Origin of the sequence: Streptosporangium sp. 'caverna', assembly GCF_003203775.1 — a bacterium.
Taxonomy (GTDB): Bacteria; Actinomycetota; Actinomycetes; order Streptosporangiales; family Streptosporangiaceae; genus Streptosporangium; species Streptosporangium subroseum.
Genome location: NZ_CP029711.1, coordinates 6902834 through 6928018 on the forward strand (window position 1 = coordinate 6902834; position 25185 = coordinate 6928018).

Sequence of the window (25185 nt, forward strand, 5' to 3'; positions counted from 1 at the left end):
TCTGACCGTGCCTTATCCGATCCCGCCGGAGCCGCGGGGCGTTCCGCCCGCGGCCGGTGATCTCAGCCGGTGATCTCCCGGGCCCACGGCAGGAGAAGCCGTTCGACGGTGACCACGAGGTAGAAGAGGATCACGCTCATCGCGCTCAGCAGCGTCATCGCGGCGAACGCCAGCGACGTGTCCGCGGACGCGCCGGACGCGACGATGACATAGCCGAGTCCCTGGTCGCCGCCGGCGAACTCCCCGACGACGGCGCCGACGACGGCGAGCGTGACGGCGACCTTGAGCCCGACGAAGATCTGGGGCAGCGCCCAGGGGATGCGCAGCTTCACGAAGGTCTGGCTACGGGACGCGGACAGTGACCTCGCCAGCTCGGTGAGCTCCACGGGGGTCGAGGTGAGCCCCGACATGGTGGCCACGACGATCGGGAAAAGGGAGATCAGGACGACCATGCTGATCTTCGGCACCGAGCCGAAGCCCAGCCAGACCACCAGCAGCGGCGCCACCGCGACCTTCGGGACGGCGTTCGCGGCGACCAGCAGCGGGAGGACCGCGCGTTCGACGGTCCGCGAGGCCGTCAGCAGGATCGCGGACAGCAGCCCGATCACCATGGCGAGGGCGAATCCGGCGACCGTCTCGACCAGCGTCGCCCAGGCCTGGCTCATCAGGTAGCCGGGCATGTCCCTGAACGAGCGGACGATGTCCGGGGGCGCGGGCAGGATGAACGGCTTGATGCCGAACACGACGGTGGACAGCCACCACACCGCCACCACCGTCGCCCCGGCGAGGACGGGCAGCACCGCCGGCAGGTAGGTCCGCGCCGGCCGGACCCCGGTGCCGCTCGCCACCGTCAGCCGCCCGGCCTGCGGCCGATGGTGGAGTAGGTGAACGGGTTGCGGACCACCAGCCGCGGATCCCTCGTCAGACGGTCGAGTTCGTCCAGCTGGGCCGCGCTCATTCCGGCGTCGAGGAAGGCGTCACGCGCCTGGGCGATGTTCGCCGCGATCAGCAGCGCCCCCGCCGTGCCGCCCTGCCATGACCGCGCGTGCACGATGGTGTCGACGTCGACCAGTCCCTCGGCGAGCATCGCGGCGTGTATCCGTCCGGCCCAGGTGGGATCCATGCCGTGGGCGGGGAAGGCCGACCTGACGACGCTCTCCTGGTAGGCGTCGATCAGCGCCTCGGCCTCCGGTGTGGGAGCCGCGAGGAGACCCTTGCGGAACGTGGTCTCGAAGTCCTCGACGACCAGTGCCCCGCCGGGGGCGAGGGCGGCGGCGAGGCGGCGCAGGACCTCGTGGCGCTCGGGGAGGTGCACGAGCAGCAGACGCGCGTGGATCACGTCCCACGGCCCATCGGGGACGGGTTCCGAGACGATGTCGTGGCGCAGCACCTCGAACCCGGCGTCGAGCGGCAGGTAGCGGGTGTTGACGTCGGTCGCCAGCACCCGGCCCGTCGGTCCGGCCCTGTCGGCCAGCCAGCGGGCGATGCTTCCGGCCCCGGCGCCGAGCTCCAGGCACCGCCGCCCGGCCAGGTCGCCGAGTTCGGCGAGCCGTGACTCGGTCGGCCCGTCGAGCATCGTCGCGAGATAGTCGTGCCGGTGCGCGGCTTCCGGGTCGTTGTTGTCGAAGGCGTACGACGGCGCCTCGGGATCGGTTGACGCGGCCAACGAGCGCTCCTCTGGTCCAGGGTTTCGGGGGAGACCGGAAGTCAGCTGCCCGGCATGGCGGCGAAGTCGACGACGTCCTCGGGGGTCATGGCCGATTCGACGAGCCCGGCGCTCCGCAGGCTTTCGATGGCGCCGAGCATGCGGGTCTTGCTGATCAGGCCGATCGACGCACCCGTGCCCTCCGCCGTCACGGACGGCGTCATCAGTTTGATCTCCTGGCTCGCGGCGTCGGCGGCGGTCTCCGGCTGCTTCTGGTGCAGCAGCGCGGCGGCCTCGTCAGGGTGCTCGACGGTGTAGACCAGGGCCTTGCGCATCGCCTCGCGGAACCGCTTGACCAGGTCCGGGTCCTTCTTGGTGAGTTCGGTCGTGGTGAGCACCGCGTTGCCGAACAGGTCGGGCAGGTATTCGCTGTAGGGGAACACGACCAGCTTTTTCTGCTTCGCCTGCATCGTGGCCTTCTCGATGGTGGGCCGGCCGATGAGGAACGTGCTCAACGCGTCGACCTTGCCACTGGCCAGGGTGCTTCCCAGCTGGACCGGTTGCACGGCGACCCAGCTGACCCCGGCCGCCTCGATGCCCGCGAGCCGGGCATAACCAGGGAAGAGCAGCTGGTTCACCGAGTTGGCGGCCGCGGCGATCTTCTTGCCCGCGAGGTCCTTGGGCGTGGTGATCCCGGTCCCCTCCATGCTCATGATGGAGACCAGGGTCTGCTGGTGAATGGCGAGGATGGCGCGAAAGTCCTTGTATCCCTTGCCCCCTGCGGCCCCCGCCGAGATCATCGCGCCGGTGAGGTCCAGACTCGCGAACTGCACCTGCCCCGAGGCCATGGCCTTGAGGTTCTCGCCGGCCGCCTTGCCCAATTCGATCCGCACATTGAGACGGGCCTCACGGAAATAGCCCTTTTCCTCGGCGATCCATGCAAAGGCGTCTCGCCCGGCCGCGCCAAAAGCGGTGATGTACGTGACGCTGTCTGCGGATTCTGCGGATTCTGTGGGTTTTCCCTGCGTTTCGCCTCCGCAGCCGGTAGCGGCCGCCAGCGTCAAAACTGTCAGTAGTGCCGTCAACGTGCGGGCTTGCCTCATCCTGTGCCTCCTGCGGAGGGGCGTTGACAACGCCACGGACAGCTTGATCGACAGGATCTTACTCCGACATGTCATAGTTAAATAGATCTATTTAACGAGATCTGAAATCTTCACATATTCGACTGCACGGCGCGTCGCGGTAGTCCGTCAGCCGAAGGGGCGTTGTCGAGGTATTTGACCGGTATCGACCCGAACGAGCCTGAAGCTCGTCGTGCTCTGGGAGCGGAACGTCGGCGGCGAGGACACGGGCCCGAAACGGGCGAAAGGCCAGCACGAGCCCGTACCGGCATTTCGCGATGTGCTATTTCACGCTGTAAGCGCGGATAGACGCTCTATTTCACGCTGTAGGCGCGAATGGGCATGCTATTTAACGCCGTAGGCGCGAATGACGATCTGCCCGACCTGACCACCGGCGTTGTCCCCGGCCGTGACGCGCGGTGACCGGTGGCGTGCGTCCATTCCTCCGACGATCGTTTCATCGGAGGTTCCAGGCGGTATTCGGCGCTCTCGGGCACGGTGGGAAAGACCCCGCGGGCGTTCGCCCGTTCCTCGACCGGCCGACCGCTCCGGTAGAACCTGACGGCCGTCGGGTCCGCCTCGTCGCTCCCTCCCGCGCAGCCGTGGTGCCCCGAGGAGTCGACGAACTCCGGCGCCTGGATCGCCGGCGCGTCCCCGGTCCTTCGGGAGGTGGAGGCGGGAACGCCGTGCTCGCGTCAGGAACGCAGGTAGGCCAGCACGGCGAGGACGCGGCGGTGCTGGTCGCCGTCCTCGGCGTACAGGCCGAGCTTGGCGAAGATGCTGCGGATGTGCTTCTCGACGGCGCCGTCGCTGATCACGAGCTGGCGGCCGATGGCCGGGTTGGACCTGCCCTCGGCCATCAGGCCGAGCACCTCGCGCTCCCGCGGGGTGAGCAGGGCGAGCGGGTCGTCGCGGCGCCGCCGTACCATCAGCTGGGCCACCACCTGCGGGTCGAAGACCGTCCCTCCGGCCGCGACCGTGCGCAGGCCACCCAGGAAGTCCTCCACGTCCACGACCCGGTCCTTGAGCAGGTATCCCACCGCTCCCCTGGCGTCGGCGAGCAGGTCGTCCGCATAGGACACCTCCACATACTGGGACAGGATCAGCACCGGCGCGCCCGGAACCCTCCGGCGCGCCTCGACCGCGGCCCGCAGTCCCTCGTCGGTGAAGCCGGGCGGCATCCGCACGTCCACCACCGAGACGTCCGGCCGGTGTTCGGCGACGGCCTCGACCAGGCTGTCGCCGTCCCCCACGGCGGCGACCACCTGGCAACCGAACTCCTCGAGGAGCCTGATCAGACCCTCGCGAATGAGCACTGCGTCATCGGCCACCACTACCCGCACGGAACCTCCGCAACTATCACCGTCGGTCCTCCGACGGATGAGTCGACCGTCAGCTCTCCGTCCACTGCCTTCAGACGGTCGGCGAGTCCGGACAGACCATGTCCTTTGGCGACATGTGCGCCGCCGACCCCATCATCCCCGATTGTCAGCATCAGGTAGGCACCGGTTCTGGTCAGCGACACGGTGCAGATCGTGGCGTGACTGTGCTTGGCGACGTTGGTGAGAGTCTCGGCGACGACGAAGTAGACGGTGTTCTCCACGGCGGCGGTGAAACGACCGGTCACCTGGACGTCCAGCTCGACGGGGATCGTGCACCGGCTGGCCAGCGCGGCGAGCGCGGGAGTCAGGCCCCGGTCGCTGAGGATCGGCGGGGCGATGCCGCGGGAGAGGGCCCGCAGCTCGTCCAGGGTCTCGCGGGTGGAGGTGATGGCCTGGCCGAGCATCCGGTCGACCGCCTCGGGGTCGCGCTTGAGCTGGCGCTGGGCCCGCGACAGGTCCATGGCCAGGGAGACCAGGCGCTGCTGCGGCCCGTCGTGGATGTCACGCTCCAGCCGGCGCAGCGCGTTCGCCTCGGCCGACACCGCGGCGGCCCGGCCCTGGGCCAGGTCGTCGATGCGTTCGTGCAGCTCGGCGACCCCGGTCAGCATGGCCCGGCCGAGCCCGGCCTGGAACAGCGCCGCGCCGCGCACGAACATCGGGAGGGTGAGCGCGAACAGCAGGCCGATGACGAGGTTGATGATCATGTCGAACCAGAACCTGTCCCCGAATCCGAGCAGGTGGGCGAGCCCTCCGTCGTTGCCGGGGATGGCGGCGATGATCCATCCGTAGAGCGGGTAGGTGAGACCGGCGATCGCCCCCGCCCACCAGACCACCGTCACGACGAAGGTCACGATGGAGATCGGGAAGGCCACGATGCCGTAGAGCAGGTCCAGCCACGACTGCCCGTTGATCATGGGGTTCACCAACCGGCGGAACCAGCCGGCGTTCGCGGGCGAGGGCTGGTAGCGCGGCCGGGCGACCGGGCGGCCCAGCACCTCCGGTAACCAGCGCCGCTCGACGTCGGCGAAGCCCCGTGCGACCAGCAGCGTCGCCGCCAGGATCGGCAGGCCCACGAACGCGATTATCGAACCGACTCCGGCGGCGAAGCCGGCGACCATCAGCGCGAACCAGATGATGGAGAGGGGGAAACCGACGATGAGGTACCGGGTGTCGGTACCGATGCGGCGCATCAGGGTTCTCATGCCCCTAACGCTACGAGCGAAGAGCCCGGCCATCTAACCGGTACACCGGCGTGCGGGGGTGAGGCAGGCACTACCTCCCGCGGTGAGGTGATCTCGTCGCGAAGACTGCTGTGTGCGTGACTGCGTCGGCGAAGCCCGAACGGGAGGCTCGAATCACCATCTCCTGAGGAATCGAGGCCCCGGTGACCGCAGTCATCTCCCGTCCGGCCGTACGCACCGCTCCGGCGTCACCGGGCCGCGATCCGTTCATCGACGTGTTACGCGTGTTCGGCATGGCGCTGGTGGTGCTGCAGCACTGGAGCATGCCGGTGCTCTCCTTCACGGAGGGCCGGATCGTGACCGGCAACGCGCTGGCCACCGGGAACGCCTGGATGATCACGTGGATCAGCCAGGTGATGCCGCTGGTCTTCTTCGCGGGAGGCGCGGCCAACGCGATCAGCTGGCGGGGTTCGGTCCGGCGCGGCGGCACCCCTCCCGCCTGGATGGCGGTACGGCTGCGCCGCCTCGCCTGGCCGGTGCTGCCGCTCGCGGCGGTGTGGCTGCCCCTCCCCCACCTGCTCCTGCGGCTCGGCGTGCCGGAGCAGCCGGTGGAGACGGCCTCGCGCCTGGCCGGGCAGTTGCTCTGGTTCCTGGCGGTCTACCTGGTCGCGGTGGCGATGACCCCGCTGATGCTCAGGCTCAACATGAGGTACGGCTGGCGCGTGCCCGCGTTGCTGGCGGTGGCGGCCGTGGCGGTGGACGCCGCCCGGTTCGGCACCGGCCTGGAGGTGATCGGATACCTCAACATCGGGCTGGTCTGGCTCGCGGTGCACCAGCTCGGCTTCCTATACGCCGACGGCCGCCTGGGCCGCCCCTGGATCATGGCGCTCACCGGGTACGGCCTGGCCGCGGCGCTGGTGGCCTTCGGGCCCTACCCGGGCAGCATGATCGGGATGCCGGGAGCGGCCGTCTCCAACATGGCGCCGCCCACGGTCGCGCTGCTCGCGGTGGGATTCGGCCAGATCGGGCTGGCGCTGGCGCTGCGCGGGCCGATCGTGGCGTTCGCGCGGTGGCCGGGGGTGTCGCGGGTGCTCGGCTGGGCCGGCCGGCGGATGATGACCGTCTACCTGTGGCACATGAGCGCGCTGTTCGTCATCACCTCGGTGGTCGTGGTGGGTCTGGGTGTCTCCACCCCCGAGCCGGGAACCTCGGCCTGGCTGTCGGGCTGGCCGCACTGGCTGCTCATGCTCGCCCTGGCGATGTGGCCGCTGCTGCGGAGCTTCGCCCGGTTCGAGGAGCCTCCGGTGGCCTCGCCGTACACCGGGGGGATGGTCAGGATCATGGTGGCCGTCGCGCTGGTCGGGGTGGGCCTGCTCACGTTCACGGTGATCGGCTTCGTTCCCGGCCCGGCGCCGGTGTTCGGCGCGGGCGCGATCCTGGTGGGCCTGGTGCTCACCTGGTCGGCTCCCGCTCCCCGGCCCGGCTCGGCCGAGGCCGTGACGTCGTCGGGCGGCCCGCGCCGCGCTCTGGATTAAATCTTCTTAAATCGCTTTTTAGTGCGATTAGGAGGCTTAAATCGCACTATGCGACATATCTGGCGCGGAACGTAGGCACATCCGTTGCCGAGGCCGGTCCGACCACCGTCAGTTCTTCGGCAGTATGGGACTGTGAGCCTTGTAGATCGCCTGCCAGAAGAGATCGATGCCGACCCCGACGCCATCTTCGACGCGTTCGTCGAGTGGAACTCCGAACGGGGGCTCACTCTCTATCCTGCGCAGGAGGAGGCGCTGATCGAGGTGGTCTCCGGAAACAACGTGATCCTGTCCACGCCGACGGGGTCGGGCAAGAGCCTGGTCGCGGCCGGAGCGCACTTCACCGCGCTGACCCGGGACGTGCGCACCTTCTACACCGCGCCGATCAAGGCGCTGGTGTCGGAGAAGTTCTTCGATCTGTGCGCCGTCTTCGGCACCGCGAACGTCGGCATGATGACCGGCGACGCGAGCGTGAACCCCGGTGCGCCGATCATCTGCTGCACCGCCGAGATCCTCGCCAACGTCGCGCTGCGTGACGGCGCCGCCGCCGACATCGGCCAGGTCGTGATGGACGAGTTCCACTTCTACTCCGAGGCCGACCGGGGCTGGGCCTGGCAGGTGCCGCTGCTGGAGCTGCCAGGAGCGCAGTTCATCCTCATGTCCGCGACGCTGGGCGACGTCACCAGGTTCGAGGAGGACCTGACCCGCCGCACCGGCAGACCCACCGCCGTGGTCAAGAACGCCGAGCGTCCGGTCCCGCTGGTCTACTCCTACCGCCTCACTCCCCTCCACGAGACCCTGGAGGAGATGCTCACCACCAACCAGTATCCCGTCTACGTCGTCCACTTCACCCAGGCCTCGGCCATGGAGCGGGCACAGGCGCTGATGAGCATCAACATGTCGACCAAGGCCGAGAAGGAGGCGATCTCCGCCCTGATCGGCCACTTCCGGTTCACCACCAAGTTCGGCAAGGCCCTGTCCCGTCTCGTACGGCACGGCATCGGCGTCCACCACGCCGGGATGCTCCCGAAATACCGCCGCCTGGTGGAGCGGCTCGCCCAGGCGGGCCTGCTGAAGGTCATCTGCGGCACCGACACGCTGGGCGTCGGCGTCAACGTCCCGATCAGGACCGTGCTGTTCACCGCGCTGTCCAAGTACGACGGCAACAAGGTGCGGCGGCTGCGCGCCCGCGAGTTCCACCAGATCGCCGGCCGGGCCGGCCGGGCGGGCTTCGACACCATCGGCTACGTCGTCTGCCAGGCCCCCGAGTACGTCGTGGAGAACGAGAAGGCGCTGGCCAAGATCGGCGACGATCCCAAGAGACGCCGCGGGTTCGCTCGCAAGAAGCCGCCGGAGGGCTTCGTCGGCTGGAGCGAGGAGACCTTCGAGAAGCTGCAGACCGCCGAACCCGAGCCGCTGAACTCCCGCTTCAAAGTCAGCAACGCGATGCTGCTCGCGGTGATCAACCGCCCCGGCAACTGCTTCGCGTCCATGAAACACCTGCTCACCGACAACCACGAAGACCGCAAGTGGCAGCGCCGGCACATCAGCCAGGCCATCGCGATCTACCGCTCGCTGCTGGACGGCGGCGTGGTGGAGAAGCTGGACGAGCCCGACGAGCAGGGCCGGATGGCCCGCCTGACCATCGAGTTCCGGGAGGACTTCGCGCTCAACCAGGCGCTGTCCACCTTCGCGCTGGCCTCCCTCGAACTGCTGGACCGGGAGTCGCCGACCTACGCCCTGGACATGGTCTCGATCATCGAGTCCATCCTCGACGACCCCCGCCAGATCCTGTCCGCGCAGCTCAACAAGGCGCGCGGCGAGGCCATCGGGCAGATGAAGGCCGACGGCATCGAATACGAGGAGCGGATGGAGCTCCTCAACGACGTCACCTACCCGATGCCGCTCGCGGAGCTGCTGCTGGCCGCCTACGAGACCTACCGCCAGGGCCACCCCTGGGTCGGCGACTACACGGTCAGCCCCAAGGGCGTCGTCAGGGACATGTACGAGCGGGCGATGACCTTCGCCGACTACATCCAGTTCTACGAGCTGACCCGGTCCGAGGGCACCGTCCTGCGCTATCTCGCCGACGCCTACCGCACCCTGTCGCGGACCATCCCCGACAACCTCAAGACCGAGGACCTGATCGACCTCATCGAGTGGCTCGGCGAGCTGGTCCGCCAGGTCGACTCGAGCCTCCTGGACGAGTGGGAGCAGCTCCAGAACCCGACCGGCGAGCTGGAGGCTCCCTCGCTGGAGGAGACGACCAAGCCGGTCACCGCCAACACCCGCGCGTTCCGCGTGCTGGTCCGCAACGCGATGTTCCGCCTGGTCGAGCTGGCCTCCCTGGAGAAGGAGATCGAGCTGGCCGAGCTGGCGCCCGACGTGGACTGGGGCGCCGCGCTCGACGCCTACTACGCCGACCACGAGGAGATCGGCACCAGCCCGGCCGCCCGCGGCCCCGGCCTGCTCCGCATCGAGGAGGAGACGGAGTTCTGGAGGGTCCGGCAGGTCATCGCCGACCCCGCCGGCGACGGCGACTGGGGCATCGACGCCCAGGTGGATCTGGCCGCCTCCGACGAGGAGGGCCGCGCCATGGTCCACGTCATCGGCCTCAACCGCCTCTGACGAATAACCGCCGGGCCGGGCCCGATGGAGGAAGGTCGCACCATGGCCCACGTCATCGGCCTCAACCGGGCCCGGCGGATCCGATGAAAAGGACCCGCGCCATGGGTCCGACGTCATCGGCCTCGGCCGCCTCCGGCAGGAGCCGCCAGGCCCGGCGGACCGGATATCCGGTGGCGCGCCTCCCGCCTCTGGACCGATCATGGGTCCCGAGGTAGGACCGCGCCCCCGCCGGGTGCTTTCACCCTCCTCCCGGGCAGGTCCGGTGCGCTCCCCGGACGTTCCTCGGGACTCCCCCATGAACGTTCATGAAGGAAGGCGCCGGACGGGTCCGGCAAAATAGAGATCGGCATTCTTCCCACGGCCGAGGCCGGGGCTCCCACCGAAGGAATTCCATGAACGACGACGCGATCAAACAGGTGCTGGGCCTGCTCTATCAGGAGGACACGCTGCGGGTGCTGGCGGCGTTGGTCCTGAACGGCGACCCGGAGGGGTCCGGGCTGGACAAGGACGCGACGCGGCGTGCGCTGGACCGGCTCGAACGCGGCGGGCTGGCCGTTCAGGAGGACGACGGACGGTGGCGGGCGCGGCGGGAGCGGTTCCGCGAGCTGCTGCACGCCACGGCCAAGCCCGTGCCCTCGGCCTCCCCCGAGGAGAAGGTGCTGCAGTCCTTCCTCGTCGAGGGACGGCTCCGGGCGATCCCCAGCAAGCGCGACAAGCAGCTGATCGTGCTGAACTACGTCGCCCAGGTCTTCGAGCCGGGAATCCGTTACTCGGAGAAGGAGGTGAACGTCGCGCTGCGGGCCTTCCACGACGACTACGCGGCGCTGCGCCGCTATCTGGTCGACGACCGGCTGCTGAGCCGGGAGAACAACGTCTACTGGCGAAGCGGCGGCTCGGTCGAGGCCTGAGAAGGCGCCTTCGGTCCCCGCCGGCAGGCCATCGCCCCGGCTCGGACGCACGTGGCGCCCGGGCGGTACGGGGGCCGGCCTGCCGGCGCGTCTCCTTCGGCCGCGGTGTGACGGCCAGGGCGGTCGCGGCGCTGCCGGGATCGGGCCGTACCACGGTCTTCGGCGGCGACGCCGCTAGAGGACCTTGAGCAGTTGTTCGGCCAGGACGGCTGCCGAGGCAGGGTTCTGGCCGGTGAACAGGTTGCGGTCATCCACCGTGTAGGGCTTCCACATCTCACCCTTGACGAAGTCGGCGCCCAGGGCGACGAGCTCGTCCTCCAGCAGCCAGCGGGCCTTCGGGCCGAGCCCGACCGCGTTCTCCTCCTCGTTGGTGAACTCGGTGATCCGGTAACCGGCGAAGGGCGACACACCGTGGATCCTGGTCGCCAGCATCGCCGCCGGGGCGTGGCAGACGATGGCGAGAGGTTTGCCGGAGGCCAGCGCCGCGGTCAGCAACCGGCCGGCGTCCGCGTCGACGCACAGGTCTTCCATGGGGCCGTGGCCGCCCGGACAGTAGACGGCGTCGTAATCGTCCAGGCGGGCGTCCGCCAATCGGATCGGCCGCCGCATCACCTCCGCCGAGCGGATGATCGCCTCCAGATCGAGAGCGATCTGAGCGCTGCCGGCCATTTCAGGGCGCAGGCTCATCATGTCCACGGTCGGGACCACCCCGTCGGGAGTGGCGACCACGATCTGGTGACCAGGAGCCCCCTCCGAAGCCGGTCGGAACCCACCCCTTATGGGGACTTTTACATAGGCCCCGAGCGCGAAGCCGGTTACGTTGCCGCATAACCGCAAGCTCCGACATGCCCACCCGGCCCAGGTGGCCCCGGGCCGGGGAGTTTCGGCATTCGTCGTGACACGTAGTCACCCAGGTTCAGGAGACAACGCTTTGAAGCTCATCTTTGTCATCTCCTTGATGATGATCGCCGCCGGCGTCGTGACGTGGACGCAGGACATCAACGGCTTCGCGACGATCCTGTTGCTCATCGTGGGAGCCTTCGGCGCGCTCACGGCCCTGTTCAGCCGCTTCGGCGGATCGGAGACCTTCGTCGACAGCGGCGGAGGCGAATAAAGGGGGCGGGCAGGGATCACGCCATGAGCCCCGGCGCCGCTCGCCGTCCTCACCGCTCGGCGCCGGTGTCGCCTTCCGCCGGAGCGACCGGAGCAGGACCGTGACGACAACGCGCGCCACGGCCCGATGCTCCCCGTGTCGTCAGGCGCGAGGGGTCACCTCGGATTGTCGAGCCGGGGCTTTTCATGCGGGACGCCCTTGAGCTCGTGGAAGCCCGGTGTGCCGGCCACCAGTAGCGTCCCGTCCCACAGGCGGCCGGCCTGCTCGCCGGTGGCGATCCGTGAGGTGACGGGGCCGAAGAACACGATCCGCTCACCGCCGGCACCGGTGACGGCGACCACCGGGGTGCCGACATGCTCGCCGATCAGACCGATGCCCTCGGCGTGCGAGGCGCGTACGGCCTCGTCGTAGGCCGTCGACATCCCGGCCTCGGCCAGCTCAAGCGGCAGTCCGGCGGCGGTCAGGGCATCGTGCAGGGACCCGATCCAGTCCTGTTCCCCGCGATCACAGGTCCACATCGCGGTGTACAACCTCTTGAGCGCCTCCTGGCCGTACTCCTGCCGTACGGCGGCGCAGATGCGCACGGGCACCCACAGGTAGCCCTCCGGGTCGCCTTCCGGATCCTCCTCACGGCCTTCGTTGAGCACCGACAGGCTCATCACGTGCCAGCGCACCTCGACCGGCCGGACCTTCTCCACCTCCAGCAGCCATCGGGAGGTGATCCAGGTGTACGGGCAGGAGGGGTCGAACCACAGGTCCGCGATCATCTTGTCCGTCATCACAGGCTCTCCGATCCTCGTTTCCCGGCCGCGACCGGGTGATGCGCCACTTTCGTCTCCTCGTTCTCCGGCCGTGGCCGAGTGCTGAGCCACCTTTGCCTCCTCGTTCTCCGGCCGCGACCGGGTGCTGCGCCACCTTTGTCGAGCCGCGCGCCATGCCCACCGGCCACCGCGTCGGTCCCATGAGTCCGCCCCGCCTCTTCCACCGGATTGCCGGGGATTCCGGCGATGTGGAGCCGCCGACCCCCCGGGGGAGGGAGCGATCACAGGGTCGCGCGGCGCATGGCTCGCGTCCCGAGCGCGAGACCCACCACGGCCGTGGCCGCGGCGGCGATCACGCCGTACAGCACCGGCTCCGAGGACAGGTCACCGGCGAACAGCGCCCGTTCGGCTTCGACGATGTAGGTCACCGGGTTGGCCTGGGAGAGGACGGACAGCCAGGAGGGAGCCGCGTCCATGGGCATCAGCACTCCGGACAGCAGCAGGAGCGGGAAGAGCACGACCTGCTGCACGCCGTAGAAGAGTTCCTCCCGCCTCTTGGCGGCGATCGCCAGCGCGAAGGTCAGGCCGCCGAGCCCGAGGCCGAACACGGCCAGGATGAGAAGTCCCGTCAGCGCGCCGAGGGGATGGAGCCGGAAGCCGAACGGCAGCAGGGCGACGACGATCAGGACGGCCTGTGCCAGTAGCGTCACCACCTCCTTCAGGTTCCGGCCGATCATCATCGCGGTCCTGCTCAGGGGGGTCACCAGCATCCGTTCCAGGGAGCCGGAGGCCATCTCGATGAGCAGGAGGTATCCCGCGCCCCCCGTCCCGAACAGGGCCAGCATGACCAGGATCCCCGGTACGAACCACTGCCACGGCGACCCTTCCCCGACGCCCGGCGTGCCGGACAGCAGCGGGCCGAACAGCAGCAGAAAGATCAGCGGTTGCGTCATGGTGAAGGCGAGACCGAGAGGGTTACGCAGACTGGGGGCGATCTCACGGGCGAACACGGTGCCGGTGTTGCTGATGACGTTCACGGTCACACTCCTTGGGCGGAGATCGATGCCGGTGTCGCCGATGACGTTCACGTTCGAGCTCCTTGGGCGGGGGTCGGTGCCGGTGTCGCCGATGACTTCACGGTCGCGCTCCTTGGATGGACGTCGGTGTCACCGGTCGCCGTCACCCTCGCGCAGGCTGCGGCCGGTGAGCGCGAGGAAGACGTCGTCGAGCGTGGGGCGCCTGACCTCGGCGGTGAGCACCCGGACACCGGCGGCGTCCAGGGATCGCAGGAGATCCGGGAGCAGCGCGTTGCCGCGGGGCGCGCGCAGGCTCATCGTCGTGGCGTCGACGGTGATCTCGCGGGCCGAGGGCATCCGGCCGGCGATCTCCGCGGACCGCCCGGCGTCCGCCTCGTCGGCCGTGGTGACGGTGACGCCGTCACCGGCCAGGTTCGCCTTCAGATTCTCCGGGGTGTCGTCGGCGATCATCCGTCCGTGGTCGATGACCATCACCCGCTCGGCCATGGTGTCGGCCTCGTCCAGGTAGTGAGTGGTCATGAAGATCGTGATGCCGTGCTCCTCGCGCAGCCGCAGGATGTGCTTCCACAGGTTGGCGCGGTTGTGCGGATCCAGTCCGGTGGACGGCTCGTCCAAGAACAGCAGCCGCGGCCGGTGGACCAGTCCAATGGCGATGTCGAGGCGCCTGCGCTGACCGCCGGAGAGCGTGCCGGCCTGCCGTCCGGCCAGGGATTCGAGGTCCAGTACGGCGAGCAGTTCGTCCGCCCGTCTCCGTGACTCCGCCCGGCTCAACCCGTAGCAGCGTCCTTGCGTCACCACCTCGTCGCGGACCCGGAAGTGGCTGCCCGCGCCGTTGCCCTGGCCGAGATAGCCGATGTGCCGGCGCGTGCCGGCGGGATCGGCCAGCACGTCGCACCCGGCGACGGTCGCGCTGCCCGAGGTGGGCGGGAGCAGGGTGGTGAGCATGCGCAGGCTGGTCGACTTGCCGGCGCCGTTCGGGCCGAGGAAGGCGACCAGCTCTCCCTCCTGGACGTCGATGTCGAGGCCGCGTACGGCCTCGACGGTCTCTCCTTTGACCCGGAAGTGACGGGTCAGTCCGCGAGTACGGATCATCTGTTCCTCCAGCGCGGGTGAGTTCGGGCATGGCGAGGCCACACCCCGGCGGGGTTGATCAGGTGTTTCGGGCATGACAGGGCCACGCTCGGGCGGGGCGGATCGGGCGTTCCGGGCATGGCGGAGCCACACTCGGGAGGGGCTGAACTGGCGTTCCGGGCATGGCGGAGCCGCGCCCGGGCGGGGCTGTTCGGGTGTTCGGGATGCTCGCGTCGGTCGGCACCGGATGTTGCGGCTGGAAAAGCCTAGACGGAAACACGTCTAAATCGTCAGGGTCCCTGACATTGCCGGCCGGGCTCCGGAGCGTGCGGACCGTATCGTGAGGGCGTGGATCAGCCGCCGAAGCCCCCCATCCCGTATCTGCTGGCCTATGCCTTCACCCTCGCGGCGCGCCGGGCGGACGAGGAGCTGAGACCGTACGGCCTCAGCGTGCGGAAGTTCGGTCTGCTCGTGCAGCTCCAGCTTGAGCCGGAGCTCACCATGTCCGAGCTGGCACGGCAGCTGGGTGTCTCACGGCAGTCCCTGCACGAGCTGGTCGGCGAGTTGGAGCGGGCCGGTCACCTGAGCCGGCTGCCCGGAGCGACGGGCCGGACCCGCAGGCTTGTCCTCTCGCGGAGCGCCAGACGACTGATCGCCCACGCGGAGGAGCCGCTGACGCGGATGGAGGCCGACTTCCTCGGCGACATGGATCCGTCCGAGGTCGAGACGCTGCGCACGCTCCTGCAGCGGCTGCTGGCCCACGCCACCGACGACGAGACCTGGCTGGCCGGGACCTGAGGTCCCGGCCAGGACGTGGAATCCGGGCCGCGACGCACCACGGCAAAAAAGCGAACCGGGTTTGATTTTGAACCGAGTTCGTTTATTGTCGTGATGTGACCGGACTCAGGGAGCGCAAGAAACGGCAGACGCGGCAGGCGATCGCCGAGGCGGCGATGCGGCTCTTCGCCGAGCGGGGCTTCGAGGCCGTGACCGTCAACGAGATCGCCGAGGCGGCGGGGGTCGCGAAGGTGACGCTGTTCACCTACTTCCCGACCAAGGAGTCCCTGGTCCTGGACGCGGTGGCCGACGACGACGTGGTGAAGGCCGTGGCCCAGCGGCGGCCGGGGCAGTCACCCCTCGACGCGCTGCGCGAGCACTACCGGACGTTCACCGCCGATCCCGGCGACGTGGAGCCCGAGGCCCTGGTCACGATGATGCGGGTCATCTTCGAGAGCCCGACGCTGGTCGCGGGGGTCAACCAGATCCAGTACGGCGAGCGGGTCGCTCTCACCCACGCCCTGATGGGGACCGGCGAGCGCCAGGCGGACGACCCGACCGGCGAATGCCAGGCGGACGACCCGGCCGCCGACCTGACCGCCAGGCTGATGGCCGCGCAGATCTCCGCGGCCACCCTCACGCTCAAGGAGACCTTCTTCAACCACCTGGCCTCGGGAACGCCGCTCTCCGAGGCGGGACGCGGGCTCATGGAAGACCTCGAACTCGCCTTCGACCTGATCGAACACGGGTTCGGCGACCGATTCACCCGTTGAGGAGTTGCGATGCGTGCCAGAGGAATCAACTACGACACCGCCTTCCACCCGGATGGCAACAGCTCCCGCAAGACGTTCGATCCCGAGGTGGTGCGCCGCGAGATGCGGGTCATCGCCGACGAGCTGCACTGCACCGCCGTACGCATCTCGGGAGGTGACCCCGACCGGCTCGGCGTCGCCGCCGAGCTCGCCGCCGCGGCGGGCCTGGAGGTGTGGTTCGCGCCGTTCCCCTGCGAGCTGACGACCGGGGAGATGCTGCCGTACTTCGCCGAGTGCGCCGCGCGGGCGGAGGCCGTACGGCGGACCGGAGCCGAGGTCGTCTACGTCATGGGCTGCGAGATCAGCGGCTTCGCCAAGGGCTTCCTGCCGGGAGACACGCTCATGGACCGGCTGAACGCCCTGATGTCCTACTCCACCCCCGAGGACTGGGCGGCGTTGGGGACGGTGCTGGAGCGGTTGAACGCCTTCCTCGCCGAGGCGGCGGCCGGCGCGCGGCAGCGGTTCGACGGGAGGATCACCTACGCCTCCGGACCGTGGGAGTTCGTCGACTGGAGCCCGTTCGACGTCGTCGGCGTGGACGCCTACCGCGCCGACCACAACGCCGTCGTCTTCCGCGAGGAGGTCCGCGCGCACGCCAAGCACGGCAAGCCGGTCGCGGTGACCGAGTTCGGCACCTGCGCCTACCGGGGCGCGGGGCAGCGCGGTGGCATGGCGTGGACCGTCCCCGACGGCGCCGTGCGGGACGAGGGCGAGCAGGTCCGCTACTTCACCGAGCTGCTCGACGTCTTCGAGGAGGAGGGCGTGGACAGCGCGTTCTGGTTCACCTTCGCCGGATACACGTATCCGGGCGAGCTCGACCTCGGCTCCTACGGCGTCGTCAAGATGATCGACGACACCCGGTGGGAGCCGAAGGAGGTCTTCCACGCCATGGCGGCGAGGTACGCGCGCGAGTGAGATGTTCGTGTCGGTATGCCCCAGGACCTGGGCGGTGGCCACATACGCGCGCAGGTGAAAGCAGCCGTGCCCGCGGACGGCCCCTCCCCGCGAAACGGGCTCCGCCCGGCTGCGGGGCGGCGATCGCCTTGGGGATGGAGTCCGTGAGCGCGGGACAGGTGCGCGGCTGCTACGGCTTGCGCGCAATCCCTCCCCAGTAGTAGGCGCCCACATCGCCCCGCGGGTTCTCGTCATCGGGGCGCCAGTCCATCACCGGCACCACGCCCGGCTCGATGAGCTCCCAACCCGCGAAGAACCGCTCCACCTGCTCACGCACACGCGGCACCAAGGTCAGGTTGCCCTGCTTCGCGGCGGCCGCGGTAGCGGCCATGGCCTCGGGGTCGAAATCCATCCCGGGGTGAGTGATGGTCAGGTAACTGCCGGAGGGCATGGCGTCCATCAACACCCGCGCCTTGCCCCACGGGTCCTCGTCGTCGTCGAGCAGCATCAGGATAGCCACCATCATCAACGCCACCGGACGCTTCAGATCCAAGGTGGCGCTCAGCGCCGGATCGGCGAGGATGGCGCGCGGATCGCGCAGGTCGGCGTGAACGTAGGCGGTCTGCCCGGGACCGTGGCTGACCAGCAGCGCCCTGGCGTGCGCGAGCACGATCGGGTCGTTGTCGACGTAGAGCACGTGCGCCTCGGGCTTGGCCTTATGGGCGATCTCGTGCACGTTGCCCTCGGTGGGGATGCCGGTGCCGATGTCGAGGAACTGATCGATGCCCGCCTCACCGGCCAGGTAACGCACCGCCCTGCCCAGGAAGCGCCGGTTCTCCCGAGCCATGGTGCGGATGTTGGGAATGACCTGCATGAAGGCCTCGCCCATCGCCCGGTCGGGAGCGAAGTTGTCCTTGCCACCCAGCCACCAGTCATACATGCGTGCCGAATGCGGCTTCGTGGTGTCGATGCCCAGCGGTGTCCATCGGTCGGCGTTGTCCTGGCCCATGGAAAGCTTGGACGTCGATGCGTCATCCGCCATCGCCATCACCCATCCTGTCCGGTGTCCGCCCGATTCAATCCCTCGGCAGCAGGGTAACAGGCAAAAAGATCTTGCGTAAGATACGCACAGCGACAGATCGAACATGGCGTTGACGGCCGCCATCGACCCTTCGGCCGAGCAGCCCAAATCGATGCTGCCCGGCGTGGTGGACCATCACGCCCTTCGCGCGGGCGGTCGTGCCGTACCGGCCTCGTCGTGCCACGGTGACGCCCCGTCACGGGGCCGGGAACGGTCGGCCTCGGGGGAGCGGCGGTCAGCCGTAGTATTTCTTCGCACCGTCGTGCAGGGGCACCGGGTCGGTCCTGGAGGCGTTGTCGCGGGTGATCTCCTTGGCGGACGGGTGGACCTTCTCCAGGTCGGCCTTGTGGTCGAAGAGCAGCTTGGCCAGGCTCTCCGCGAGGGCGGGATCCATCTTCTCGTTCACCACGAGCAGGTTGGGCACCGCGATCGTGGACACGTCGGCGGGGGTCTTGTAGATGTCCTTGGCGATCGTTCCCGTGGCGTATACCGGGCCGTGCTCACGTCGCATCGCGGGCAGCACGGCGTCCAGCGGGACGAAGGAGACCTTGTCCCCCAACGAGGTCACCAGATCGGTGATACCCGGGGTCGGCAGGCCCCCCGACCAGACCAGGGCGTCGAGGTTGCCGTCCTTGATGCCCTGCACGCTCTCGGGCAGGCCCAGCGACTGGCGGGTGACGTCCTTGTCCGGGTCGAGGCCCGCCGCCTTCAGCAGGCGCAGCGCGATGACCTCGGTGCCGGAGTTCGGGGAGCCGGTGGAGACCCGCTTGCCCTTGAGGTCGGCGATGGACTTCACCCCCGACTCGGTGGTGGCGGCCACCTGGGTGTAGTTGTCGTACAGGCGGGCGATGGCGCGGATCGGCTGGGGAGAGGTGAAGGAGCCCTTGCCGGCGATGGCGTCGGCGGCGGAGTCGGCGAGGGTGAAGGCGATGTCGGAGTCGCCCCTGACGACCCGCTGGATGTTCTCCACGGAGGCGCCGGTCGCCTCGGCCGTCGCCTGGTAGCCGGGGATGTTCTTGCCGATCTGGTCGGCCAGCCCTCCACCGAGGACGTAGTAGACGCCGGTGGTGTTGCCGGTGGCGATGGACAGCCGCTTACCCGCGGCGGTCTGGCCCGCGCTCTGCTCGGCCGATCGGTCACCGCCGCAGCCACCGAGGAACAGCGCCCCGGCGGCCAGCAGGACGGCCACGCGTTTGACGGTCATTGATTTCCTCCAGCGTGGAAGCCCCCTCCTTCAGGAGGGAGTCGTTGACGGCGTTGCCTCTCGTTTTCTCATGACCAGGTGCAGGGCGATGGCGAGGATCAGGACGACCGCCCCGGCGAGCGCCGGAAGGGGCGAGAGGAACAGCAGCAGGATCGCGGCCACCCCGCAGAGGACCCGCTCGAAGAGTCTCGCCGGGCCGAGCAGCCAGCCGCCGGTGGTGGCGGCCAGCGCCGCCACCGCGACCGCCGAGACCGCGGTGGCCGCCAGGATCTCCCCCGCCGTCCCCTGGGCCAGCAGCGCCGACCCGCCGGGAGTCAGCACGAAGGCGAAGGGGACCAGGAAGGCCGGCAGCGTGTATTTCCAGGTGGCCATCATGGTCCGGTAGGCGTTGCCGCCGGTGATGGCCGAGGCCGCGAAGGCCGAGAGCGCCGTGGGCGGGCTGACCTCCGACAGCACGGCGTAGTAGAAGATGAACATGTAGGCCTCGGCCTGGCTGACCCCGAGCCCCATCAGCGCCGGCCCGATGATGACCGCCGCGATGACAAACGACGCGGTCACCGGTACGGCGAGGCCGAGCACGAGCACCGCCAGCGCGCACATCAGCGCGGTGACGACGAGGATCCCGCCCGAGGCTCCGACGATCAGCGAACTCGCCTTGAGGCCCAGCCCGGTGAGCGTGACGACGGCGACGATCAGGCCGGCGGCGGCGCAGGTGGCCGCGACGGGCAGCACTCCCATCGTGCCCGCGGCGAGGGCCTTCGCCGCCTTCACGGGTCCGAGGCGGTGCTCGGCGTCGAGGAAGGAGAGCGCGAAGGCCAGCACCGTGGCGTACACCACCGCCCGGAACGGCGACTGGCCCAGGGCCATCAGGATGACGATCACGAACAGCGAGCTGAAGTGGTATCCGAACCGGCGCAGCAGCGGCCAGAACCTCGGCGCGTCCACCTCGACCGCCCGCGTGCCGTACTTGCGGGCGTCGATCTCGATGGCCAGGAAGATGCCCAGGTAGTACAGGATCGTGGGGATCATGGCGTAGATCAGCACGGTGAGGTAGCTGACCCGCATGTACTCGGCGATGATGAACGCCGCCGCGCCCAGCGTGGGAGGAGAGAGGATCGCGCCGATGCCCGCGGCCGCGAGCACTCCCCCGCCCTGCTCGGGCGGGTAGCCGGCCCTGCGCAGGATCGGCCAGGCGACGCTGCCCACGCTCACCGTCGTCGCGACGCCCGAGCCGCTGACCGTGCCGAGCAGGAAACCGGCGAGGGTCACCGTACGGCCGGGCGCCGAACGCGAGCGGCGGAAGGCGGCCAGGGAGATGTCCACGAAGAACTTCCCCGCCCCCGAGTGGTCGAGGACCGCGCCGTAGATGGTGAACAGGATGATGTAGGTGGCCGCCACGTCGAGCGGCACGCCGTACACGCCGTCGGTGCCCATCACGAACGAGACGATGATCCGGTCGATGCCGTAGCCGCGGTGCCCGATGACCCAGTCGAAGGGCAGGTAGCCGCCGTAGTAGGCGTAGAGGAAGAACCCGACGCAGACCGCGGGTAGGATCCAGCCGACGGTCCGGCGGCAGGCCTCCAGCACCAGCAGCACGATGGTCGCCCCGGCCACCACGTCGAGGGTCGTCGGCTCGAACGCGCGCCGGATGAACTCGTCGAAGACGACCAGCGGATAGAGGCAGGCCACGAACGACAGTCCGGCCGGCACCCAGTCGGCGATGCCCGGACGGTCGGTGCTCCGCCTCCCCTGCTTGTAGCAGACGAAGGTGAGCGGCAGCACGATCGCGAGGAAGAGCATCCGGTACGGGACCACGGGACCGGGCCAGAACGTCCAGTACAGGACGTAGAGCGACAGGCCGAAGGCGATCACGGTGACGATCTGCGCCACGCGGCCGGAGAGCCGCCGGGAGGGCCGTTCCGCGTCGAACTCCGCGATCAACTCATCTGCCGCCGTGGTGCCCGTCAACCGCCGTCTCCACCTGTGAGCCGCGTCTCCTGACCGCAGGGTACCCAGATGTCTGACGTGATCCAGTTAGAACTGGATCACATTCTCGTCACGTCGGGCGCCGGCGGCCGACTCATGCCGAATGTCGGAACGACCGGCCGTGGCGGCCGTAACGATCGGCCGGGTGCCCACGGGGCGGGATGATCGACTGAAGCGGCCGGGGTGATCAGCCGAGGTATCGGTTGAGGCGATCAGCCGCCCGAGGTTTCGAGCTCCGCGTCGGCGCCGGGGACGGCGAGATCGTAGGGGTCGTCCAGCCAGCCCGCGGGCAGGTGAACGCGGTCGCGCGGATTGGTCTTGCCGCGCGGCGCGTCCACGCCTTCGGGCCACGGCTGGTCGGGATCAAGCTCGGCGAGGCCCTCCCGCAGGCCGGCGAGGGTCTCCGAGGTGGCCAGGCGACGGCGGAGGTCGGAGCCGACGACGAAGCCCTTGAGATACCAGCCGACGTGCTTGCGGAAATCGGCCACCGCATGCCACTCGCTGTCGAAGCATTCGACCATCAGCGTCGCGTGCCGGTCCATGGTCGCCGCGACCTCGCCCAGCCCGGGGCGGAGTCGCTCGTCGCGCCCGTCGCACATGGCCGCCAGGTCCGCGAACAGCCACGGACGCCCCAGGCAGCCCCGGCCCACGACGACCCCGTCGCACCCGGTCCTGTCCATCATCCGCCGCGCGTCGTCGGCGCTCCAGATGTCGCCGTTGCCGAGCACCGGGATCTCGGGAACCGCCTCCTTGAGCCGGGCGATGGCCTCCCAGTCGGCGGTCCCGCCGTAGTGCTGGATGGCGGTGCGACCGTGCAGCGCGATCGCGGAGACGCCCTCCTCCACGGCGATCCGTCCCGCGTCCAGGTAGGTCAGGTGGTCGTCGTCGATGCCCTTGCGCATCTTCATGGTCACCGGCAGCGTCCCCGCGTTGCCCACGGCCTCGCGCAGGATCGCCCGGAGCAGGTTCCGCTTGTACGGCAGGGCGGATCCGCCGCCCCGCCGGGTCACCTTGGGCACCGGGCAGCCGAAGTTGAGGTCGACGTGGTCGGCCAGATCCTCTTCGGCGATCATGCGGACGGCCTTGCCGACGATCGTCGGGTCGATCCCGTAGAGCTGGATGCTGCGGGGTTTCTCGCTCGGCTCGAACCGGATCATCTTGAACGTCTTGGCGTTCCGCTCCACCAGCGCCCGCGTCGTGATCATCTCGCAGACGAACAACCCGCCGCCCTGCTCGCGGCAGAGGGTACGGTACGGCGCATTGGTGATCCCCGCCATCGGCGCGAGCACGACGGGCGGCCAGACCTCGAGCGATCCCAGTTTCAACGACTCCACCTGCTGTTTCTACCGCACCGCGATGAGCAGGACGAATCGCCCCTCGATATGGTGGTATTTGCGCAACCAGACGTGACAGGGGGGCCGCGGATGCTTCTGCGACTGCGGATCACACTGCTCGACCAGCCTGGCTCCTTGGGCAGGATCACCCGCGTGCTCGGCGTCGCCGGAGCGGACATCACCCAGATCGTCGTGCTCGACCGCGGCGAGGGCCGCGCGCTGGACGACATCACCGTCTACTGGCCGGACGCCGCTCCGAGGCAAACTCTGGTCCAGGCGCTGGAGAGCGTGTCAGGGGTGATCGTCGAGGGCGTGTGGAACACGCGCGAGGGCCCGGACACCTATCCGGAGCTGGAGATCCTCAAATACATCACCACGGCCGGAGATCGCGCTCTGGCCACCCTGCTCGACTCCATGCCCGTGCTGTTCAGCGCCGACTGGGCCGCGGCCGGCACCGAGAAGGCGCCCCGGATGGTCATCCACTCCAGCTGGCGCGCCCCCGACGAGGTGCCCTTCCCCGAGGACACCCCTCCCCGCCCGGCGGCCTTCACCCTCGACTCCGGCCGTCACTCCGGCCTCCACGTGATCACCGCCCCGCTGCCCCCGCTGGCCCTGACCTTCCTGCTGGCCCGCGCCGACGGCCCCGCCTTCCACCGCACCGAGGTGCACCGCCTCACCCGCATCCTGGAGATCTTCCTCACCCTCCCGGCGGTGGAGCGCGGAGTCGCCCGCCAGTCGCAGCGGCCGGACTGATGCACGGTTACGCGACCACCCGGAAAACCCGCTAGAGTTCTCTCGTTGCCGCAGGGGAAACATCCGGCGGAAACATGCGGAAGTGGCTCAGTGGTAGAGCATCACCTTGCCAAGGTGAGGGTCGCGGGTTCGAATCCCGTCTTCCGCTCGAAGGGTCTTCGGGCTCTCACTCCGGTGGAGTGGCCGAGAGGCGAGGCAACGGCCTGCAAAGCCGTGTACACGGGTTCAAATCCCGTCTCCACCTCTGGTCTTCGACGCGGACGATTAGCTCAGCGGGAGAGCGCTTCCCTGACACGGAAGAGGTCACAGGTTCAATCCCTGTATCGTCCACCACGCTTCATGGCAGACCTGGTCGAACAAGAGTCAAAGCCCCAGCTCGCGGCACACGCCGAGGGTCTGGGGCTTCTTGTTGTTCCGAGTTGGTCGGGGTACTTGTCAGCACCGGTGCTGACGTTGTGCCGACCCTCGAAGCCCGACCCCGCCAATGCTCACCTGTCACAGCATCCCGCTTACATGAGTCCGAGAAGTCCCAACTCACCCACTCTGCTCAACCCTGTTGAATAAGGCGCCAGGGAAGGTACGGGCGGCCCAGCAAGGCCGCCATCACCCACTACCTTCAGCACCACACCAACCCCCAAGGGCACCAGCACCAACCACCTCTTGAGTTGGATAGATCATCCAAGGTGGTTGGAGACCACATGACAAGGAAAGCCAAGCAAGGTACGACAACCACACATCGAATGATCACAGAGCCCCCTCAAGCAGGCCCGACTTGGTGATTTCAAAGTGGAGCTTGTCGGTGCTGTGGGTATCGGTGGCCGTAGCCATCACTGGTTCAATATCTGCCGTGTGTGCTCCCGGCATACCGAGCGCGGCTCAAGTTCCTTGAATTCGCTCTGAGTGCGCCAGTCACGTCTGTCTGCGCGAGGATATGACATCGCGGGGCATCAGTTACGGATTGGGACAAGCATGCGAATTGTTGTCATCGGTGGAAGCGGGCACATCGGCACCTATCTGGTCCCCCGACTGGTACGGGCCGGCCATGAGGTCATCAGTATCAGCCGTGGCTTTCGGGCCGCCTACACCGACGCTCCAGAATGGTGGCAGGTGCGCCACGTCGTCGTCGACCGGGAACAACAGGACCGCGAGGCCACCTTCGGGGACACGGTGGCCGGCCTGAACCCCGAGGTGGTCGTCGACCTCGTCTGCTTCACCCTGGAATCGGCCACCGCGCTCGTCGAACGCCTGCGGGGCGAGATCGGCCACCTGCTGCACTGCGGTTCCATCTGGCGGTACGGCCCCAGCCACGCGCTGCCGATCTCCGAGACCACGGGCACCGCCCCTATCGGGGAGTACGGAATCCAGAAAGACCGGATCGCACGGATGCTGAAGAACGAGGCCGCCGACGGCGGACTGGTCACCACGTCCCTGCACCCGGGGCACATCGTCGGCCCCGGCTGGCACCCGATCGGCCCGCTGGGCAACCTCGACCCTGCGGTGTGGGCCACACTTTCAGCCGGGCTGCCGCTGCGGATCCCGGGAGTCGGCGCCGAACTCATGCACCACGTCCACGCCGACGACGTCGCCCAAGCCTTCGAACGGGCCATCCAACGCCGGGACGCGGCGGCGGGCCAGGACTTCAACATCGTCGCCCCCACCGCGCTGAACGTTCGCGGCTTCGCGCACCAGGCGGCCGCATGGTTCGGGCAGACCGCGTCGCTGGAACCGGTGACCTGGGAGGAGTTCCGCCACAACACACCCCCGGAGCACGCGCAGGCGAGCTGGGAGCACCTCTACCGCAGTCATTTCTGCTCCATCGAGAAGGCTATGACCCTCCTCGGCTACGCACCGAGCCACCAACCGCAGGCCGCCGTCCTGGAGTCCGTCCGCTGGCTGATCGACCACGACGAGCTGAAGGTAGCCAGCCCGCTCATCGCCTGAGATGGCGGAACACCTCTGGGCAT

General features: G+C 68.8%; 22 protein-coding genes and 3 tRNA genes. 12 read left to right on the forward strand and 13 right to left on the reverse strand.

Annotation, left to right across the window (positions count from 1 at the left end):
- Positions 1–62: 62 nt before the first annotated feature.
- The 5 genes from DKM19_RS30145 to DKM19_RS30165 all read right to left on the reverse strand — a co-directional run bounded on the left by DKM19_RS30145 (position 63) and on the right by DKM19_RS30165 (position 5338).
- A complete protein-coding gene (locus tag DKM19_RS30145; protein ID WP_110700241.1) occupies positions 63–848 on the reverse strand; it encodes an ABC transporter permease in 786 nt (261 codons plus the stop codon).
- Between the two features lie 2 nt (positions 849–850).
- Positions 851–1666, reverse strand: coding sequence for a class I SAM-dependent methyltransferase (locus tag DKM19_RS30150; protein WP_204358308.1), 816 nt, complete (start codon positions 1664–1666; stop codon positions 851–853).
- Positions 1667–1707: 41 nt separating this feature from the next.
- Positions 1708–2709, reverse strand: a complete 1002-nt coding sequence (locus DKM19_RS30155) for an ABC transporter substrate-binding protein (RefSeq protein WP_204358309.1) — start codon at positions 2707–2709, stop codon at positions 1708–1710.
- Between the two features lie 752 nt (positions 2710–3461).
- On the reverse strand, positions 3462–4109 hold the full coding sequence (locus DKM19_RS30160) for a response regulator transcription factor (protein ID WP_089206911.1): 648 nt from the start codon (positions 4107–4109) through the stop codon (positions 3462–3464).
- Positions 4100–5338: a sensor histidine kinase gene (locus DKM19_RS30165; protein ID WP_239513658.1), complete on the reverse strand. Its 1239-nt coding sequence runs from the start codon at positions 5336–5338 to the stop codon at positions 4100–4102. The genes DKM19_RS30160 and DKM19_RS30165 overlap by 10 nt, the downstream gene beginning before the upstream one ends.
- Before the next feature lie 194 nt (positions 5339–5532).
- Here DKM19_RS30165 and DKM19_RS30170 point away from each other — a divergent pair, with 194 nt between their 5' ends.
- The 3 genes from DKM19_RS30170 (at position 5533) to DKM19_RS30180 (ending at position 10397) form a co-directional block, all read left to right on the forward strand.
- Positions 5533–6864 carry an acyltransferase gene (locus DKM19_RS30170; RefSeq protein ID WP_110700247.1) on the forward strand — a complete coding sequence of 444 codons (1332 nt, stop codon included), beginning with the start codon at positions 5533–5535 and terminating at the stop codon, positions 6862–6864.
- A 132-nt stretch (positions 6865–6996) separates the two neighbouring features.
- A complete protein-coding gene (locus tag DKM19_RS30175; protein ID WP_110700249.1) occupies positions 6997–9489 on the forward strand; it encodes an RNA helicase in 2493 nt (830 codons plus the stop codon).
- 392 nt (positions 9490–9881) lie between these two features.
- On the forward strand, positions 9882–10397 hold the full coding sequence (locus DKM19_RS30180; RefSeq protein ID WP_110700250.1) for a DUF2087 domain-containing protein: 516 nt from the start codon (positions 9882–9884) through the stop codon (positions 10395–10397).
- A gap of 174 nt (positions 10398–10571) precedes the next feature.
- Here the strand turns inward: DKM19_RS30180 and DKM19_RS30185 are convergent, their stop codons facing one another.
- Positions 10572–11126 (reverse strand): type 1 glutamine amidotransferase domain-containing protein, encoded by a 555-nt coding sequence (locus DKM19_RS30185; RefSeq protein WP_239513659.1) that lies wholly within the window; start codon positions 11124–11126, stop codon positions 10572–10574.
- A gap of 202 nt (positions 11127–11328) precedes the next feature.
- Between DKM19_RS30185 and DKM19_RS30190 the strand changes: the two genes are divergently transcribed.
- Positions 11329–11511, forward strand: coding sequence for a hypothetical protein (locus DKM19_RS30190; protein WP_110700252.1), 183 nt, complete (start codon positions 11329–11331; stop codon positions 11509–11511).
- A 155-nt stretch (positions 11512–11666) separates the two neighbouring features.
- Here the strand turns inward: DKM19_RS30190 and DKM19_RS30195 are convergent, their stop codons facing one another.
- From DKM19_RS30195 to DKM19_RS30205, 3 genes are all read right to left on the reverse strand, one after another.
- The gene (locus DKM19_RS30195) at positions 11667–12290 is read right to left on the reverse strand and encodes a DsbA family protein (RefSeq protein ID WP_110700255.1); all 624 of its coding nucleotides are present in this window, start codon (positions 12288–12290) and stop codon (positions 11667–11669) included.
- Between the two features lie 263 nt (positions 12291–12553).
- Positions 12554–13360 carry an ABC transporter permease gene (locus DKM19_RS30200; protein ID WP_239513660.1) on the reverse strand — a complete coding sequence of 269 codons (807 nt, stop codon included), beginning with the start codon at positions 13358–13360 and terminating at the stop codon, positions 12554–12556.
- A 78-nt stretch (positions 13361–13438) separates the two neighbouring features.
- Positions 13439–14401 carry an ATP-binding cassette domain-containing protein gene (locus DKM19_RS30205; RefSeq protein ID WP_110700257.1) on the reverse strand — a complete coding sequence of 321 codons (963 nt, stop codon included), beginning with the start codon at positions 14399–14401 and terminating at the stop codon, positions 13439–13441.
- 327 nt (positions 14402–14728) lie between these two features.
- On the opposite strand from DKM19_RS30205, the gene DKM19_RS30210 reads away from it, so the two are divergent.
- From DKM19_RS30210 to DKM19_RS30220, 3 genes are all read left to right on the forward strand, one after another.
- Complete coding sequence (locus DKM19_RS30210) at positions 14729–15178, forward strand: MarR family winged helix-turn-helix transcriptional regulator (RefSeq protein WP_089206918.1); 450 nt, start codon at positions 14729–14731, stop codon at positions 15176–15178.
- 95 nt (positions 15179–15273) lie between these two features.
- A complete protein-coding gene (locus tag DKM19_RS30215; protein WP_110700259.1) occupies positions 15274–15930 on the forward strand; it encodes a TetR/AcrR family transcriptional regulator in 657 nt (218 codons plus the stop codon).
- 9 nt (positions 15931–15939) lie between these two features.
- Positions 15940–16884, forward strand: coding sequence for a hypothetical protein (locus DKM19_RS30220; protein ID WP_110700261.1), 945 nt, complete (start codon positions 15940–15942; stop codon positions 16882–16884).
- Between the two features lie 169 nt (positions 16885–17053).
- Here the strand turns inward: DKM19_RS30220 and DKM19_RS30225 are convergent, their stop codons facing one another.
- The 4 genes from DKM19_RS30225 to dusB all read right to left on the reverse strand — a co-directional run bounded on the left by DKM19_RS30225 (position 17054) and on the right by dusB (position 22468).
- A complete protein-coding gene (locus DKM19_RS30225) occupies positions 17054–17911 on the reverse strand; it encodes an SAM-dependent methyltransferase (protein WP_239513661.1) in 858 nt (285 codons plus the stop codon).
- Positions 17912–18179: 268 nt separating this feature from the next.
- A complete protein-coding gene (locus DKM19_RS30230) occupies positions 18180–19148 on the reverse strand; it encodes a TAXI family TRAP transporter solute-binding subunit (RefSeq protein WP_110700263.1) in 969 nt (322 codons plus the stop codon).
- Between the two features lie 30 nt (positions 19149–19178).
- Complete coding sequence (locus DKM19_RS30235) at positions 19179–21116, reverse strand: TRAP transporter fused permease subunit (protein WP_204358310.1); 1938 nt, start codon at positions 21114–21116, stop codon at positions 19179–19181.
- A gap of 230 nt (positions 21117–21346) precedes the next feature.
- Positions 21347–22468, reverse strand: a complete 1122-nt coding sequence (dusB, locus tag DKM19_RS30240) for a tRNA dihydrouridine synthase DusB (protein WP_110700265.1) — start codon at positions 22466–22468, stop codon at positions 21347–21349.
- A 90-nt stretch (positions 22469–22558) separates the two neighbouring features.
- Between dusB and DKM19_RS30245 the strand changes: the two genes are divergently transcribed.
- The 5 genes from DKM19_RS30245 to DKM19_RS30265 all read left to right on the forward strand — a co-directional run bounded on the left by DKM19_RS30245 (position 22559) and on the right by DKM19_RS30265 (position 25162).
- Positions 22559–23221 carry an amino acid-binding protein gene (locus DKM19_RS30245; protein WP_110700267.1) on the forward strand — a complete coding sequence of 221 codons (663 nt, stop codon included), beginning with the start codon at positions 22559–22561 and terminating at the stop codon, positions 23219–23221.
- Between the two features lie 76 nt (positions 23222–23297).
- Positions 23298–23369 (forward strand) — tRNA-Gly (locus DKM19_RS30250).
- Between the two features lie 25 nt (positions 23370–23394).
- Positions 23395–23465 (forward strand) — tRNA-Cys (locus tag DKM19_RS30255).
- 14 nt (positions 23466–23479) lie between these two features.
- A tRNA-Val gene (locus DKM19_RS30260) sits at positions 23480–23554 on the forward strand.
- A 636-nt stretch (positions 23555–24190) separates the two neighbouring features.
- On the forward strand, positions 24191–25162 hold the full coding sequence (locus DKM19_RS30265; protein WP_110700269.1) for an NAD(P)-dependent oxidoreductase: 972 nt from the start codon (positions 24191–24193) through the stop codon (positions 25160–25162).
- The last annotated feature ends 23 nt before the right edge of the window (positions 25163–25185 follow it).